Source organism: Streptomyces hyaluromycini, assembly GCF_002217755.1.
GTDB classification, from domain to species: domain Bacteria; phylum Actinomycetota; class Actinomycetes; order Streptomycetales; family Streptomycetaceae; genus Streptomyces; species Streptomyces hyaluromycini.
The window spans coordinates 20,259-35,175 of sequence record NZ_BCFL01000019.1; the positions used below are offsets into that span (position 1 = coordinate 20,259).

A 14,917-nucleotide genomic window follows, 5' to 3' on the forward strand; every position below is an offset into this window, starting at 1 on the left:
GCAGGTGCGTCCCGGAAAGACGACGAAGGGGCCGCAGCGCGATGGCTGTAATCGCCGAATCCGGATCGAACCCCGACGTCGACCTGCTCTACGACATCAACGGCCTGGCCAAGGACGCGCCGCACTGGTTCGACCGGGCCATGGAGTTCGTCGGGGAGTACGGGCTGCTGGTCGCGATGGTGCTGCTGGTGGTGTGGTGCTGGTGGTCCGTGCGGCGCCGGGGGGCCGAGGACGCCGCGTCCACGATGGCCGCGCTGGTGTGGGCGCCGCTCGCCGCTGCCGTCGCCGTCCTCGTGAACGTTCCCATCCGCGGCTTCGTCGAGCGGCCCCGGCCGTTCCTCACCCACCAGGGGCTCGACGTCCTGGTCTCCGGCAAGACCGACTACTCCTTCGTGAGCGACCACGCGACGATCACGATGGCGCTGGGGGTCGGGCTGTTCATCGCCAACCGGAGGTTCGGCGTGGCGGGGATAGGGCTGGCGCTGGCGGAGGGGTTCTGCCGGGTGTACATGGGGGTGCACTATCCGACGGACGTCGTGGGCGGCTTCGCGCTGGGCACGGCGGTCGTCCTTCTTCTCTCCCCGCTGGCGGCCGCCTTGCTGACGCCGGTGATGAAGGCGGTGGAGGGCTCGCCGCGGGTGGGGTGGATCGTGCGGGGGCGGTCGGCGGGGGTGGGACTGGTGCCGGGGGGCCGGGCGTCGGTCGAAGCCGAGGAGCGTGACCTGGCGGCGTAGGCGGGGCTGGGGCGGGGGGTGTCGCCTACCGGCGCTTGCCGCTGCGCCCACCCGTGCCGCCTGGGGGCACCTCCCAGGCCCTTAAGGCACTGGGGGAGGCACGCCTGCCCGCAGCCGGGTAGCGCCCCGTAAGGGGCGCGGGGCTGTATCTGATGTGCGGCTCCGCCGCGTGGGCGCGAGCAACCCCCACCGGCCCGCGGATACGCACCCCGCCGAGCCACCCCTCCCTACAGCCCCTGCGCGTACGAGAAGAACCGATTCGGGTCGTACTGCTTCTTCACCGTGCCCAGCTTCGTCACGGCGTCGCCGTAGTACGCCTTCTTCCAGCCGGTCAGCGTCGGATCCGTGTAGTTCTGGTAGGCCGCGCCGGAGGCGTACGGCTTCATCGCGGCATGCGCCGCATTCAGCCAGGACTGGCCCGTGCTGCCGGAGGACCCGGCCCCCCACGACACGATGTACTGCGCCAGCATCCGCGACCGGCGGTGTACGAACGCCGTCGCCGTCGGGGAGACCCGGTTCACCGCTCCGCCCAGCGCCGTGAACGCGATACTGCCCGCACCGCCCCGGACGGAGGCGATCTGGTTCAGGGCCGTCTGGATACCGGCCGCGGACAGGGAGCGGTCGAAGAAGTCGGAGCGGGCCGTGTACGTCTCGCGGCCGAGCCTGCCCTGGGGGGAGCGGCCCGGGGTGGAACCGGGCAGATGGCACTGGGGCTCGGTGGAGAAGGAGGAGCAGCCGGCGTAGATCTCCATCGCCTCCTCGTAGCCGTGCCGGCGCAGGGAGACGGAGGAGGCGTTGGCGCCCGCCTTGTGGGCGAGGGCGTCCACGGCGTTCTGGAGTTCGCCGTACGTGCCCATGGAGAAGCAGGCGACCGAGACGCGCGGGCCGCTGCCAGAGTTCTCCAGGTGGAGGGACGACCAGATCTCGTCCGGCTGGGACGGGCCCCACTCCTGCCAGGCCTTCAGGACCTGCGCCGCCTTCGCCCACGGCCAGGTCAGGTACGCCGTCACGCCTTGCGGGGTCGGGTGGGTCCTGAACTGCAGCTCCGTGACGACGCCGAAGTTGCCGTTGCCCGCGCCGCGCAGCGCCCAGAAGAGGTCCTTGTTGGTGCTCGCGTTGGCGACCACCTGCGTGCCGTCCGCCGTGATCAGCGTCGCCTGCGTGAGGCTGTCGCAGGTCAGGCCGTATGCGCGGGACGCGACCCCATGACCGCCGCCGAGGACCAGGCCGGAGACGCCGACGGTGGGGCAGGAGCCCGCCGGTATGGTCACGCCCTTGGCCGCCAGGGCCCGGTAGACGTCGATCAGCTTGGAGCCGGCGCCGACGACCGCCGTGCCGCCGCTGACCCGGATGCGGTTCAGCTTGGAGACGTCGAGTATCAGGCGGCCGTCGCCGGAGGAGTAGCCCGCGTAGGAGTGGCCGCCGTTGCGGATCGAGACCTTCAGCGCGTGCGCCTGGGCGTACGACAGCGTCGTGCGGATGTCGTCGGCGTGGGCCACGTACGCGACCGCCGCCGGCTTCAGGCCGTCGAAGCGGGTGTTGTAGAGCTGGTGGGCCGTCGTCCAGGAGGCCTCGCCGGGGCGGACCAGGGTGCCGTCCAGGGCGTGGGCGAGGGCCGTCCAGTTGGCCGCGGCCGCTGCGCTGGTGGTCTTCAGCGCCGTACGAGAGGATGTGGTCGCGAGTGGCGTGCCGGTCGTGTGGGACGCGGTAGTGCCGCCGGAGCTGCACCCCGTCAGTGCGGTCGCCGCGAGGGCGGCCGCCCCGCCAGATATGAAGGTACGCCGTTCCATGCCCGTGCCTTTCGCGTCGGCTTTCGTGGGACGAGACGGCGTCTGTCGCACACGGGTTCCCGTGTGGTGTAACGAACGCTGTGACGTCGTAACGACTGCGATGGCGAACAGCGAAGAAATGTTCGGGTAACCCGTCCGTTGGAACCGGCATGTGCCCTCACCGTGAGCATTCCGTGACCTAACCGGGTCGACGGCAGGGGTTCACCCTGCGTTTACCTATGGCCATCGGCGGCTTCACCTGTTCTGCCTAATTTCGGCCGTACCGGGTGCGGTGAGCGGCCATGAATGCCCAGTCAGGAGGCCCTCACCCACCACTTACTTCGCACGCCGCCGAAGGTGGCGCCTCTGGAAGGAACTCCCGAAAGTGAAGCTTCAGCGCAAGAACCGGCTGCGCGCCCTGTCTCTCGGTGCTGTCGCCGTCTCCGGCGCCCTGGCCCTTACGGCGTGCGGCTCCGACGACAACGGTGGCAGCAGCGGTTCGAGCACGTCTTCGGCCTCCGCCAACGCCAGCTCCATCAAGTGCGACAACGCCAAGGGCCAGCTGCTCGCCGACGGCTCCTCCGCGCAGAAGAACGCGATCGACGCCTGGGTGAAGAGCTTCTCCCAGGCCTGTGGTGTGCAGATCAACTACAAGGGCTCCGGCTCCGGCGCCGGTGTGACCGCCTTCACGCAGGGCCAGGTCGCCTTCGCCGGTTCCGACTCCGCGCTCAAGCCGGAAGAGGTCACCGCCTCCAAGAAGGTCTGCTCCGGCGGCCAGGGCATCGACCTCCCGATGGTCGGCGGCGCGATCGCGATCGGTTACAACGTCCCGGGTGTCGACAACCTGGTTCTGGACGCGCCGACCCTCGCCAAGATCTTCGACAGCAAGATCACCAACTGGAACGACGCGGCGATCAAGAAGCTGAACCCGTCCGCCACGCTCCCGAACCTGAAGATCCAGGCGTTCCACCGCTCGGACGAGTCGGGTACGACGGACAACCTCACCAAGTACCTGATCGCCACCACCCCGGGCAACTGGAAGTACACCGGCGGCAAGGCCTGGCAGGCCAAGGGCGGCCAGTCCGCTCCGCAGTCCGCGGGTGTCGCCCAGCAGGTCAAGCAGACCTCCGGCGCCATCGGCTACTTCGAGCTCTCCTACGTCTCGGACGGCATCAAGGCCGCCTCCATCGACACGGGCGCCAGCGCGCCGGTGGCCCCGTCCACCGAGTCCGCCACCGCCGACATCGCGGCCGCCAAGGTCGTCGGCACCGGCAGCGACCTGTCGCTCCAGCTCGACTACAAGACCAAGGCCGAGGGCGCGTACCCGATCAGCCTGGTCACCTACGAGATCGTCTGCGACAAGGGCAACAAGGCCGACACCCTGCCCGCCACCAAGGCGTTCCTGCGCTACATCGCGAGCGAGGACGGCCAGAAGGTCCTCTCCACGATCGACTACGCCCCCGTTCCCGACGAGATCATCACCAAGGTCCGCACCACCGTCGAGGGCCTGAGCTAAAGATCCGCGTGTGCGGCCGAGCTCCGGAAGGAGCCCGGCCGCACCGTCCGGTGCACCGCCGCCCGGAGCCGTACGCCCCTACGCGCGGGACGTACGGCTTCTCAGAGCCGCCCCCCAGGCGACTCCGCAGACCGGAGAACCCGATGGACATATCGACGCAGACGACAGACGCATCTCCCCCTACCCCCCCACAGCCCTCCGCGGCCGAGCAGAAGCGCAACGCCCGCGGTGCCACCCGGGTCGGTGACCGAGTCTTCCTCGGGCTCTCCCGTGGTTCCGGCATCCTGCTCCTGGTGGTCATGGCCGCGATCGCGGTCTTCCTCACCTACCGGGCCGCCCTCGCGATCAACCGCGACCACGGCAACTTCCTCACCACCTTCGAGTGGAACACCAACCTCATCCCGCCGACCTTCGGCATCGCGGTCCTCGCCTTCGGCACGGTCGTCTCCTCGATCATCGCCATGGCCATCGCGGTCCCGATCGCGGTCGCGATCGCGCTGTTCATCACGCACTACGCGCCGCGCCGCATGGCCGGCCCCGTCGCGTTCGTGATCGACCTGCTCGCCGCCGTGCCGTCCATCGTGTACGGCCTGTGGGGCGCGCTGATCCTCGTCCCGCACATGACCGGCCTGTTCAGCTGGCTGAACGACTACTTCGGCTGGACCGGGATCTTCTCCTGGGACGGCGGCGCCCCGCGTACGATCCTGACCGTCTCGATCCTGCTCGCGATCATGATCCTGCCGATCATCACCAACGTGAGCCGCGAGGTCTTCCGTCAGGTCCCGCAGATGCACGAAGAGGCCGCCCTGGCCCTCGGCGCCACCCGCTGGGAGGTCGTCCGCATGTCGGTGCTGCCCTTCGGGCGTTCCGGCGTGATCTCCGCCTCGATGCTCGGCCTCGGGCGCGCGCTCGGCGAGACGATGGCCGTCGCCACCGTGCTCTCCCCGGACTTCGACATCCACGCCAGCCTGCTCAACCCGGGCGGCGGCACCTTTGCCCAGAACATCGCCAGCAAGTTCGGTGAGGCGACCGAGGACGGCCGTGACGCGCTCATCGCCTCCGGTCTGGTCCTCTTCGTCATCACCCTGCTGGTCAACGGCGCGGCCCGCATCATCATCCAGCGCCGCGCAGAGTACTCGGGGGCCAACGCATGAGCACCGCAGCAGCCAGCACCCTGCGCGGTGCCAGCCTCCCCAAGTGGTCCCCCTACGCCATCGTCGGCGGGTCCATCGTCCTCGGCGTGCTCATCGGCCTCGTCGGCGGCCTGGACAGCAAGGTCCAGTGGGGTCTGATCGCCGGCCTCCTCTACGTCCTCGGCACCTATGTCATCGCCGCCCGCGTCGAGGGCCGCCGGCAGGCCAAGGACCGCGTCGCCACCTCCCTGGTCTGGGTCGCGTTCGTCATCGCCGTGGTCCCGCTGGTCTCCCTGATCTGGGTGACCGTCTCGCGCGGTGTGAAGGTCCTGGACCCCTACTTCCTCAGCCACTCCATGGGCGTCGTCGCCAACGCCGACACCGGCGGTGGTGCCTACGCGGCCATCATCGGCTCCCTGGAGCAGGTCGGCCTCGCCACCCTGATCGGCGCCCCGATCGGCATCCTCACCGCGGTCTACCTCGTCGAGTACGGACGCGGCCGGCTCGCCAAGGCCGTCACCTTCTTCGTGGACGTGATGACCGGTATCCCGTCGATCGTCGCGGGTCTGTTCATCCTCAGCATCATGCTGATCTTCAAGATGCAGCCCTTCGGCTTCGCCGGATCGCTGGCCCTGGCCATCCTGATGATGCCGGTGGTCGTGCGCTCCACCGAGGAGATGCTCAAGCTCGTCCCGAACGAGCTGCGCGAGGCGTCCCTGGCGCTCGGCGTGCCCAAGTGGCGCACCATCCTTAAGGTGGTCCTGCCGACCTCCATCGGCGGCATCACGACGGGTGTCATGCTCGCCATCGCCCGTATCGCGGGCGAGACCGCGCCGGTGCTGCTGCTGGTGTTCGGCAACCCGTTCATCAACAACAACCCCTTCGAGGGTGCGCAGTCGTCGCTGCCGCTGTTCATCTACCAGCAGTACGCGGACAGCGCCGGGGCCAACGCGGCCTACGACCGTGCCTGGGCGGCCTCGCTCACGCTGATCGCCTTCGTGATGATCCTGAACCTGGTGGCCCGCGGCATCGCCCGCTGGAAGGCCCCCAAGACCGGTCGCTGACCGGCCGACAGCGACCGACACTTTGGAAGTGAAGAAGTAAATGTCCAAGCGAATCGACGTAAGCGGGCTCACCGCCTACTACGGCTCCCACAAGGCCATCGAAGACATCTCGATGAACATCGAGCCGCGCACCGTCACGGCGTTCATCGGCCCCTCCGGCTGCGGCAAGTCGACGTTCCTGCGCACGCTCAACCGCATGCACGAGGTCACCCCCGGCGGCCGCGTCGAGGGCAAGGTCCTCCTCGACGACGAGAACCTGTACGGCGCCAACATCGACCCGGTGGCGGTGCGCCGCGAGGTCGGCATGGTGTTCCAGCGTCCGAACCCGTTCCCGACCATGTCGATCTTCGACAACGTGGCCGCGGGTCTGCGGCTGAACGGCAACTTCAAGAAGAGCGAGCTCGGCGACATCGTCGAGAAGTCCCTCAAGGGCGCGAACCTCTGGAACGAGGTCAAGGACCGCCTGAACAAGCCGGGCTCCGGCCTCTCCGGTGGTCAGCAGCAGCGTCTGTGCATCGCCCGCGCGATCGCGGTCGAGCCGAACGTGCTGCTCATGGACGAGCCCTGCTCCGCCCTCGACCCGATCTCCACCCTCGCCATCGAGGACCTGATCGGTGAGCTGAAGGAGCGCTTCACGATCGTCATCGTGACGCACAACATGCAGCAGGCGGCGCGTGTCTCCGACCGCACGGCGTTCTTCAACCTGGCCGCCGTCGGCCAGCCCGGCAAGCTGATCGAGATCGACGACACGGAGCGCATCTTCTCCAACCCGTCGGTCCAGGCCACCGAGGACTACATCTCCGGCCGCTTCGGCTGAGCCGGACCTGACCCCTCGCGGTGCTGCATGGCGGTGCCACCGCGAGGACGCAAAAGGGCCCGCCCCTGGCTCCCGGGGGCGGGCCCGTCTGCGTGTGCGCCCGCTGAAGGGGCCGGTGCGTTGTGTGTCGGGTGCGGGTGGGTGGGGGCTTGTCGCGCAGTTCCCCGCGCCCCTTCAGGTTGGCAGTTCTCACGTCGGCCGCGATGTGCCGTTGGCCGCGCTCACGCGGCGGCAGCCGCATATCGATACAGCCCCGCGCCCCTTACGGGGTGTTCGACCTCGCCTCTCCACGAAGCGAGTCGGGTGGGCGGGCCAAGTGGTTAGAGGAACGCCAGGTCCACGATTCCGAATGCCGCCGCTGCCACCAGGGCCGCCGCCGGCATCGTGATGAACCAGCCCAGGACGATGTTCTTGGCCACGCCCCAGCGGACCGCGTTCACGCGCTTGGTCGCGCCGACGCCCATGATGGCCGAGGTGATGACGTGGGTGGTGGAGATCGGCGCCTTGAAGAGGTACGCGGTGGTGAACATGATCGACGCACCCGTCGCCTCGGCCGCGAAGCCCTGCGGGGGGTCCAGCTCGATGATCTTGCGGCCCAGGGTGCGCATGATGCGCCAGCCGCCGGCGTAGGTGCCGAGGGAGAGCATCACGGCACAGACGATCTTGACCCAGACCGGGAACCCGTCGCCGTACGTCTCATGGCCGGAAATCACCAGTGCCATGACGACGACGCCCATCGTCTTCTGGGCGTCCTGGAGACCGTGACCGAGGGCCATGCCGGCCGCGGAGACGGTCTGGGCGATACGGAAGCCGCGCTTCGTCTTGTGCGGGTTGGCGCGGCGGAAGATCCACATGATGGCCGTCATGACCAGGTAGCCGAGGATCAGGCCGACGATCGGCGACAGGAACATCGGGATGATGACCTTGCCGACGACGCCGTTCCAGAGGACCTCCGTGCCGCCGGCCAGGGCCGCTCCCACCAGGCCGCCGAACAGCGCGTGGGAGGAGGACGAGGGCAGGCCGTAGTACCAGGTGACGAGGTTCCAGACGATCGCGCCGACCAGCGCCGAGAAGAGGATGGCCATGCCCTTGGAGCCCTCGGGCGTCTCGATCAGGCCCTCGCTGACGGTCTTGGCGACCCCGGTGCCGAAGAACGCGCCGGCCAGGTTCATCACCGCGGCCATGGCGAGCGCCGCCCGCGGCGTCAGTGCCCGGGTCGAGACCGACGTGGCGATCGCGTTCGCCGAGTCGTGGAAACCGTTCGTGTACGTGAAGAAGAGCGCGACCAGGATGGTCACGACGAGCGCGAAGGTGTCCATCGACGGTTCAGGACTCCTTGACGGCGATGGTCTCCACCGTGTTCGCCACGTGCTCGAACGCGTCCGCCGCCTCTTCCAGGACGTCCACGATCTGCTTGAGCTTCAGCACCTCGATCGCGTCGTACTTGCCGTTGAAGAGGTGGGCGAGAAGCTTGCGGTGGATCTGGTCCGCCTGGTTCTCCAGGCGGTTCACCTCGATCCAGTACTCGGTGAGGTTGTCCAGCGTGCGCAGGTGGGGCATCGCCTCGGCCGTCAGGTCCGCGGCCCGCGCCAGCACCTCGATCTGCTGCTCGACGCCCTTCGGCAGTTCCTCGATGTTGTAGAGGACGACCAGGTCGACGGCCTCCTCCATGAAGTCCATGATGTCGTCGAGGGAGGACGCGAGGGTGTAGATGTCCTCGCGGTCGAAGGGCGTGATGAACGAGGAGTTCAGCTGGTGGAAGATCGCGTGCGTGGCGTCGTCACCTGCGTGTTCCGCTGCCCGCATACGCTCTGCGATCTCGGCCCGGGCAGACGCGTCCGCCCCGAGCAGTTCCATCAGGAGCTTCGAGCCCGTGACGATGTTGTCCGCGGAGGCGGCGAACATGTCGTAGAAGCTCGTCTCCCTGGGGGTCAGACGAAAGCGCACTTGGGGTCCTCGGTATGCATGGGTTTCGGTCAGGCTGATGCTAAGCGCATCATCCGGCCACGGCTAATGGGCCGCCCTCCAGTTTCGCCCATCGGGCAGAGAGATCGGCACGGGGGCGTCCCGAGGGCCCTATACCCAGCAAAGTTCGTTACCATATACCCACTAGGGGTATATGTCTCGACGATGCGGAGGACGCGATGACGACCACCGAGGCCGACGCCACGAAGCCCTCCGGAAGCGGAGCGCCGGCGACCACGCACGGTTACCACAAGCAGAAGGACGAGCACCTCAAACGGCTGCGCCGGATCGAGGGCCAGATCCGGGGTCTGCAGCGGATGGTCGACGAGGACACCTACTGCATCGACATACTCACCCAGGTCTCCGCCTCCACCAAGGCCCTGCAGTCCTTCGCCCTGCAGCTGCTGGAGGAGCACCTGCGGCACTGCGTCGCCGACGCGGCCGTCAAGGGCGGCTCCGAGATCGACGCGAAGGTCGAGGAGGCCACTCAGGCCATCGCCCGCCTGCTGCGGACCTGAGCGGAGCGGCCGGTACTGGCCGGAATCAGCGGACCTCGCGCTCCTCGGCCACGCGCAGCACCTCGTCGATACTCTCCAGGCTGAGCCGGTCCTCGGCGGCCGACGCCGCGATGATCAGCTCTCCGCACAGCTCGATCTCGGCGAGGGCCACGTGGTCCTGAACTGCCGTACCGCCGACCGGAGCCACGTGCATCACCTCTTCTCTGCCGTCACCGACTTCCTAGAGTAGGCAGCGGTCTACACAACGCGCATGGCACGGACGGGCTAGTTCACAGGTTGTACAGAGCCGTTCCCTGACTAGTGCGTCGGCTGGTTTTCGGCGATCCGGCCCGCGTAGATGTCCTCGGAACGTGGCAGCTTCACGTCGACCGGCGTGCCGAAACCGTACAGCAGGGTCGTCGAGGCGACCGCCACGGTGCCCTTGCCGCTGTCGTTGACGAAGCTGAACCGCTGCCGGAGTTTGCGGATCCGGCCCTGGTCGTCGAGGTACACGTCGAACGGGACCTCGGCGGTGGCGAACCCTTTCGCCGCGGCCGTCAGGGAGGCCCTGTTGCCGGCGGACGCCGAGCGGGCGGCGGCCGCGAGGTCGGCGGTACCCCGGTAGTGCCGGACCTCGGTCCCGGCGAGCTCGGTCCTTCCCAGGTACGTCGCCGTCCGCGTGCCGCGCAGCAGCTCGGCCGCCGCGAAGGGGTCGGTCGCGCCGCCGGTGACCAGGTTGCCGTCGGAGAGGGTCGCGGTGTCCACGCGGACCCACTTGTCGGCGGGCACCCCGGCGCCCCGGTTCTTCATGAACAGCGCGCCCGGGGCGAGGAGTTCGGTGATCGGGCGGTGCTCGGACGCCCCGGCGGGGTCCTGCGGGAGGACGACCGTGAGCCTGCCGAACTGCTTGTCGTAGTCGTAGACGCCCTTGCCGCGGATGGTCACCCGGGTGCCGCCGGTGGCCATCTCCAACGACGTCGTCGCCTCGGAGGTGCGGGTGGCGCGCAGGGTGTCCGCCGTGCGCTTGAGGAGGGTGACCGGGTTGTCGCCGGGGGTGCCGCCGGCCCCCTCGGCCGTGGCGCCGCCGCAGCCGGTGGCGCCGGCGCCGAGGCCGATCACGAGCCCTACGGTGACGGCCGTCTTTCCAGCGCGCCAGTGCTGCCGCCGATCCATCGCCTGCCTACCCCCAGCCGGTACGTCCGTCACGGGCCTCCCGTCGTTCCGCTTAACGAGGGGTGGGAGGGGCCGTCACGCATACCAGTGCTTTACCGAGCGTGGGTAACGTTGTCAGCGTGGCGCAGGAGGATGGTTCCGGGCGGGCCCTGCAGGGGGCGGAACACGACGCGGGCACGGTTGAACAGGGGCGGTTCTGTTTCGCCCGGTGCACGTGTGGGTGGCGGGGGCCGGCCAGGAGGGCGAGAAGCCTTGCGCGTACCGATGCGGAAGGGCACTTGGCCGGGGGGTGAGTTCGGTCGTTCGGTGGCTGCGGGCCGGTGGGGGCTTGTCGCGCAGTTCCCCGCGCCCCTAAAAGGGGCGCCTCAGTCGGCGCCCCTCAACACGGCACCCCTACTGCGTGTTGTGCAGCGAGGCCAGTAGTTCGTCCACCAGCTCGGCGTCTCTTGGCTGGGTCAGGCGTTGGCGGGCCTCCGGTGGGCGGAGCCACAGGATTCTGTCCACCTCGTGGTTCGGGGTGAAGTGGCCCTCTCCTGCTTCGCCGGACCAGTAACGGACGTCTTTGGGGCGGCCGTTGGCGTAGTAGTGGGCGGTGGAGAGCTCGCTGCCGAGGGTGGCGGTGTAGCCGGTTTCCTCGGCCACCTCGCGCAGTGCGGCCGTGCCCGCGTCCTCGCCGCGCTTGAGCTTGCCCTTCGGGTGGGACCAGTCGTCGTACTTGGGGCGGTGGACGAGACACACCTCCAGGTCGCCGCCGACCGGCGAGCGGCGCCACAGGACGCAGCCCGCCGCCAGCACCGGGGTGTCGTTCACACGGCCTCCACCCGCTGCTTCTGCCACGCCTGCTGGAACGCGAACCGGGCCGCCTCCACCTCGTGCCGCTGGTCGGCGTGGAGGACACCGAGGGCGTAGGCCGTCGCGGGGGCGATGCGCGGGGTGCGGGCCGCCGACGCGGCCGCGGCGGCCGCTTCCGAGGCGTCGCGGTGGCGGTTCAGGGCCTGGCCGGCCGCGAACAGCCGTACGTCCACGGGTGCGCCCTCGCCGCACAGCACCTCGCGGGCGTAGCGGTGCAGGCGCAGCAGGAGGCGGACCTGGTGCCAGGGGCCGTCCTGGGGGTGCGGGGCGGGGTCCGGGGACAGGCCGTGGACCAGGGCCTCCGCGTTGTAGGGGTGGCCCGCGGTGATCAGCGGGAGCGCGGCGATGGCGTCGGTGAGGCGCTCCTCGGCCGCCGATGCCGACGGGCGCAGGTCGGCGGTGGGCGCCGCGGCCGTCAGCGGGACCTCGCTGGCCAGTACCGCGACCTTGTCGGCGACCGCGTGGAAGCGGGAGGAGCCGAGCGCCTGGAGGGCCGTGGAGTGGGCCCGGGTGCGGGCGAGGGTGAGCTGGCGGTCCAGCAGGGCACCGGCCTTGGCCGCGCCCACCGTGAGGTTGCCGCGCTCGGCCGTGTTCTCCGAAGTGGCCTGGTTGGGAAGGGTCGTTGAGCCGGAGAGGCGGTGCAGCGCCAGCAACAGGCGCTCCAGCCGTGCCTCGTAGGCGTGCTCAAGGCCCAACGTGCCCGACAGCCAGGCCAGTTCGGGGCGGATCTCCTCGGACCAGTCGGAGTCGAGGAGCGGGCGGAAGGTGTGCAGGCTGCCGCTGATGCGCCGGGCCGAGCGGCGCAGGGCGCGGGCCGCGTCGACGGACTCCTCCGTCGCGCTCACCGTCCCGGTCTCCCGGTGCAGGCGCAGCGCGCGGAGGAACTCCGTGGCCTGGGTGCGCAGGTAGCCCGCGAGGGCCTCCCCGGTCACGACCCGGGCCGTCGGGTCCGTCGGTTCAAGGTGTTGCTGTGCCACGCCGGCGCCTCCGGGCGTCTATGAGCATCTCCTGGATGTTGCGCAGGGGCTGGCCGTCCGCGTCGGTCGCGTGCCGGGTCCATTCGCCGTCCGGGCCCAGGTGCCAGGAGGAGGTGGAGTCGGACATGCCGGTTTCGAGGAGCCGGTTGAGCGTGGCTCTGTGGGCCGGGTCGGTGACCCGGACCAGGGCTTCTATCCGGCGGTCGAGATTGCGGTGCATCATGTCGGCGCTGCCGATCCACACCTCGGGCTCGCCGCCGTTGCCGAAGGCGAAGACCCGGGAGTGTTCCAGGAAGCGGCCGAGGATCGAGCGGACCTTGACGTTCTCCGAGAGGCCCGTGACGCCGGGGCGGATCGCGCAGATGCCACGCACCCAGATGTCGACGGGTACGCCGGCCATGGACGCGCGGTAGAGGGCGTCGATGATCGCTTCGTCGACCATCGAGTTGGCCTTGATGCGGACGAACGCGGGCCGGCCGGCCCGGTGGTGCTGTATTTCCTTCTCGATGCGCGCGATCAGTCCGTCGCGCAGCGACTTGGGGGCCACCAGCAGGCGGCGGTAGGTCTCCCGGCGGGAGTAGCCGGAGAGCCGGTTGAACAGGTCGGAGAGGTCCGCGCCGACCTGCGGGTCGGCGGTGAGCAGGCCGAGGTCCTCGTACAGGCGCGCGGTCTTCGGGTGGTAGTTGCCGGTGCCGACGTGGCTGTAGCGGCGAAGCGTCTCGCCCTCCTGGCGGACCACCAGGGACAGCTTGCAGTGGGTCTTCAGGCCGACCAGGCCGTAGACGACGTGGCAGCCGGCCTCTTCCAGCTTGCGCGCCCACTTGATGTTGGCGTGCTCGTCGAAGCGGGCCTTGATCTCGACCAGGACGAGGACCTGCTTGCCGGCCTCGGCGGCGTCGATGAGCGCGTTGACGATCGGGGAGTCGCCGGAGGTCCGGTACAGGGTCTGCTTGATCGCGAGGACGTCCGGGTCCTCGGCGGCCTGCTCGACGAAGGCCTGCACGGAGGTGGAGAAGCTGTCGTACGGGTGGTGCAGCAGCACGTCCCGCTCGCGCAGGGCCGCGAAGATGTCGGGTGCGGACGCCGACTCGACCTCGGCGAGGTCGCGGTGGGTGCCCGCGATGAACTTGCGGTACTTCAGCTCCGGCCGGTCCAGGCTCGCGAAGCGGAACAGGCCGGTGAGGTCGAGCGGGCCGGGCAGCGGGTAGACCTCGGCCTCGGAGATCTTCAGCTCGCGCACCAGCAGGTCGAGGACCTCGCGGTCGATGGACTCCTCGACCTCCAGGCGCACCGGCGGCCCGAAGCGGCGCCGCATGAGCTCCTTCTCCAGGGCCTGGAGCAGGTTCTCGGCGTCGTCCTCCTCGACCTCCAGGTCCTCGTTCCGGGTGAGGCGGAAGGCGTGGTGCTCCACGACCTCCATGCCCGGGAACAGCTCCTCCAGGTGGGCGGCGATGACGTCCTCGATCGGGACGTACCGGCCGGCGGAGCTCTCCAGGAAGCGGGACAGCGACGGCGGCACCTTGACCCGGGCGAAGTGCTTGTGACCGCTGACCGGGTTGCGTACGACCACGGCCAGGTTCAGGGAGAGCCCGGAGATGTAGGGGAACGGGTGCGCCGGGTCGACCGCCAGCGGGGTCAGGACCGGGAAGATCTGGTGCCGGAAGAGCGTGAAGAGCCGCGCCTGCTCCTTCTCGGTCAGCTCGGCCCAGCGGACCAGGTGGATGCCCTCCTCCGCGAGCGCGGGGGCGACGTCCTCGTGGTAGCAGGCGGCGTGCCGGGCCATCAGCTCGCGGGAGCGGGCCCAGATCATCTCCAGCACCTCGCGCGGCTGCAGGCCGGAGGCGGAGCGGGTGGCCACACCGGTGGCGATACGGCGCTTCAGCCCTGCCACCCGGACCATGAAGAACTCGTCCAGGTTGCTCGCGAAGATCGCCAGGAAGTTCGCCCGCTCCAGCAGCGGCGTGTTCGGGTCCTCGGCGAGCTCCAGCACCCGCTCGTTGAACGCGAGCCAGCTGCGCTCCCGGTCCAGGAAGCGCCCCTGGGGCAGCTGCACCCCGTCGACCTGCGACTCCTCGTACGTGTCGAGGTCGGCGTCGATGTCGGGTTCCAGGTCGGAGACCACGGCGGCCACGGTGTGCGGGCGGTGCGCGGCTATGGAGCCCACGGAGGGCTGGGCGTTTGAATTGTTTCCGCGGCCCGCAGGGCCTCCGCCAAGGGTGGTGGTGGGAGACGGGTGGGCCTCGGCTGCCTGGGCGTTCTGCTGACTCATGACCCCATTGTTCCGCGCCCGGGCCGTGACAGGCGCGTCGGAACGCGCGGGTGGGAGCTGGACGACCCCGTTTCCCGCGAACCCCTCAAGGGGTGACGAAGGCTCTGGCACGGCGGGCTTCATTGGCTGAGCGTCGCAAGTCCGTCTGAAC

The 14,917-nt window shown here is 69.5% G+C and carries 14 protein-coding genes; 6 read left to right on the forward strand and 8 right to left on the reverse strand.

The window, feature by feature from the left end; translation table 11 throughout:
• The first annotated feature begins 41 nt into the window (after positions 1 to 41).
• Positions 42 to 734, forward strand: a complete 693-nt coding sequence (locus SSP29_RS17835) for a phosphatase PAP2 family protein (protein ID WP_089101697.1) — start codon at positions 42 to 44, stop codon at positions 732 to 734.
• A 227-nt stretch (positions 735 to 961) separates the two neighbouring features.
• Here the strand turns inward: SSP29_RS17835 and SSP29_RS17840 are convergent, their stop codons facing one another.
• The gene (locus tag SSP29_RS17840) at positions 962 to 2,524 is read right to left on the reverse strand and encodes an FAD-binding oxidoreductase (protein ID WP_089101698.1); all 1,563 of its coding nucleotides are present in this window, start codon (positions 2,522 to 2,524) and stop codon (positions 962 to 964) included.
• Between the two features lie 364 nt (positions 2,525 to 2,888).
• Between SSP29_RS17840 and pstS the strand changes: the two genes are divergently transcribed.
• The 4 genes from pstS to pstB all read left to right on the forward strand — a co-directional run bounded on the left by pstS (position 2,889) and on the right by pstB (position 7,033).
• Positions 2,889 to 4,019 (forward strand): phosphate ABC transporter substrate-binding protein PstS, encoded by a 1,131-nt coding sequence (gene pstS / locus SSP29_RS17845; protein WP_089101699.1) that lies wholly within the window; start codon positions 2,889 to 2,891, stop codon positions 4,017 to 4,019.
• Between the two features lie 143 nt (positions 4,020 to 4,162).
• Positions 4,163 to 5,173: a phosphate ABC transporter permease subunit PstC gene (pstC, locus tag SSP29_RS17850; RefSeq protein WP_089101700.1), complete on the forward strand. Its 1,011-nt coding sequence runs from the start codon at positions 4,163 to 4,165 to the stop codon at positions 5,171 to 5,173.
• Positions 5,170 to 6,216 (forward strand): phosphate ABC transporter permease PstA, encoded by a 1,047-nt coding sequence (gene pstA, locus SSP29_RS17855; protein ID WP_089101701.1) that lies wholly within the window; start codon positions 5,170 to 5,172, stop codon positions 6,214 to 6,216. The genes pstC and pstA overlap by 4 nt, the downstream gene beginning before the upstream one ends.
• A gap of 40 nt (positions 6,217 to 6,256) precedes the next feature.
• Positions 6,257 to 7,033, forward strand: a complete 777-nt coding sequence (gene pstB, locus SSP29_RS17860) for a phosphate ABC transporter ATP-binding protein PstB (RefSeq protein ID WP_089101702.1) — start codon at positions 6,257 to 6,259, stop codon at positions 7,031 to 7,033.
• A 320-nt stretch (positions 7,034 to 7,353) separates the two neighbouring features.
• Here pstB and SSP29_RS17865 read toward each other — a convergent pair whose 3' ends face one another.
• Entirely contained in the window at positions 7,354 to 8,352 is a 999-nt protein-coding gene (locus SSP29_RS17865; protein ID WP_089101703.1) for an inorganic phosphate transporter, read from the reverse strand.
• A 7-nt stretch (positions 8,353 to 8,359) separates the two neighbouring features.
• Positions 8,360 to 8,980: a DUF47 domain-containing protein gene (locus SSP29_RS17870; RefSeq protein ID WP_089101704.1), complete on the reverse strand. Its 621-nt coding sequence runs from the start codon at positions 8,978 to 8,980 to the stop codon at positions 8,360 to 8,362.
• Between the two features lie 197 nt (positions 8,981 to 9,177).
• On the opposite strand from SSP29_RS17870, the gene SSP29_RS17875 reads away from it, so the two are divergent.
• Positions 9,178 to 9,516, forward strand: coding sequence for a metal-sensitive transcriptional regulator (locus SSP29_RS17875; protein WP_089101705.1), 339 nt, complete (start codon positions 9,178 to 9,180; stop codon positions 9,514 to 9,516).
• Between the two features lie 25 nt (positions 9,517 to 9,541).
• Here SSP29_RS17875 and SSP29_RS58485 read toward each other — a convergent pair whose 3' ends face one another.
• From SSP29_RS58485 to SSP29_RS17895, 5 genes are all read right to left on the reverse strand, one after another.
• Complete coding sequence (locus SSP29_RS58485; RefSeq protein ID WP_167449949.1) at positions 9,542 to 9,709, reverse strand: hypothetical protein; 168 nt, start codon at positions 9,707 to 9,709, stop codon at positions 9,542 to 9,544.
• 104 nt (positions 9,710 to 9,813) lie between these two features.
• A complete protein-coding gene (locus SSP29_RS17880) occupies positions 9,814 to 10,668 on the reverse strand; it encodes an SCO4651 family lipoprotein (protein WP_089101706.1) in 855 nt (284 codons plus the stop codon).
• A 393-nt stretch (positions 10,669 to 11,061) separates the two neighbouring features.
• Positions 11,062 to 11,478: an NUDIX hydrolase gene (locus SSP29_RS55760; RefSeq protein ID WP_089101707.1), complete on the reverse strand. Its 417-nt coding sequence runs from the start codon at positions 11,476 to 11,478 to the stop codon at positions 11,062 to 11,064.
• The gene (locus tag SSP29_RS17890) at positions 11,475 to 12,497 is read right to left on the reverse strand and encodes a CHAD domain-containing protein (protein WP_089101708.1); all 1,023 of its coding nucleotides are present in this window, start codon (positions 12,495 to 12,497) and stop codon (positions 11,475 to 11,477) included. The genes SSP29_RS55760 and SSP29_RS17890 overlap by 4 nt, the downstream gene beginning before the upstream one ends.
• Positions 12,478 to 14,766, reverse strand: a complete 2,289-nt coding sequence (locus SSP29_RS17895; RefSeq protein ID WP_438363799.1) for an RNA degradosome polyphosphate kinase — start codon at positions 14,764 to 14,766, stop codon at positions 12,478 to 12,480. Before SSP29_RS17895 ends, SSP29_RS17890 begins: the two co-directional genes overlap by 20 nt.
• Positions 14,767 to 14,917: the final 151 nt, after the last annotated feature.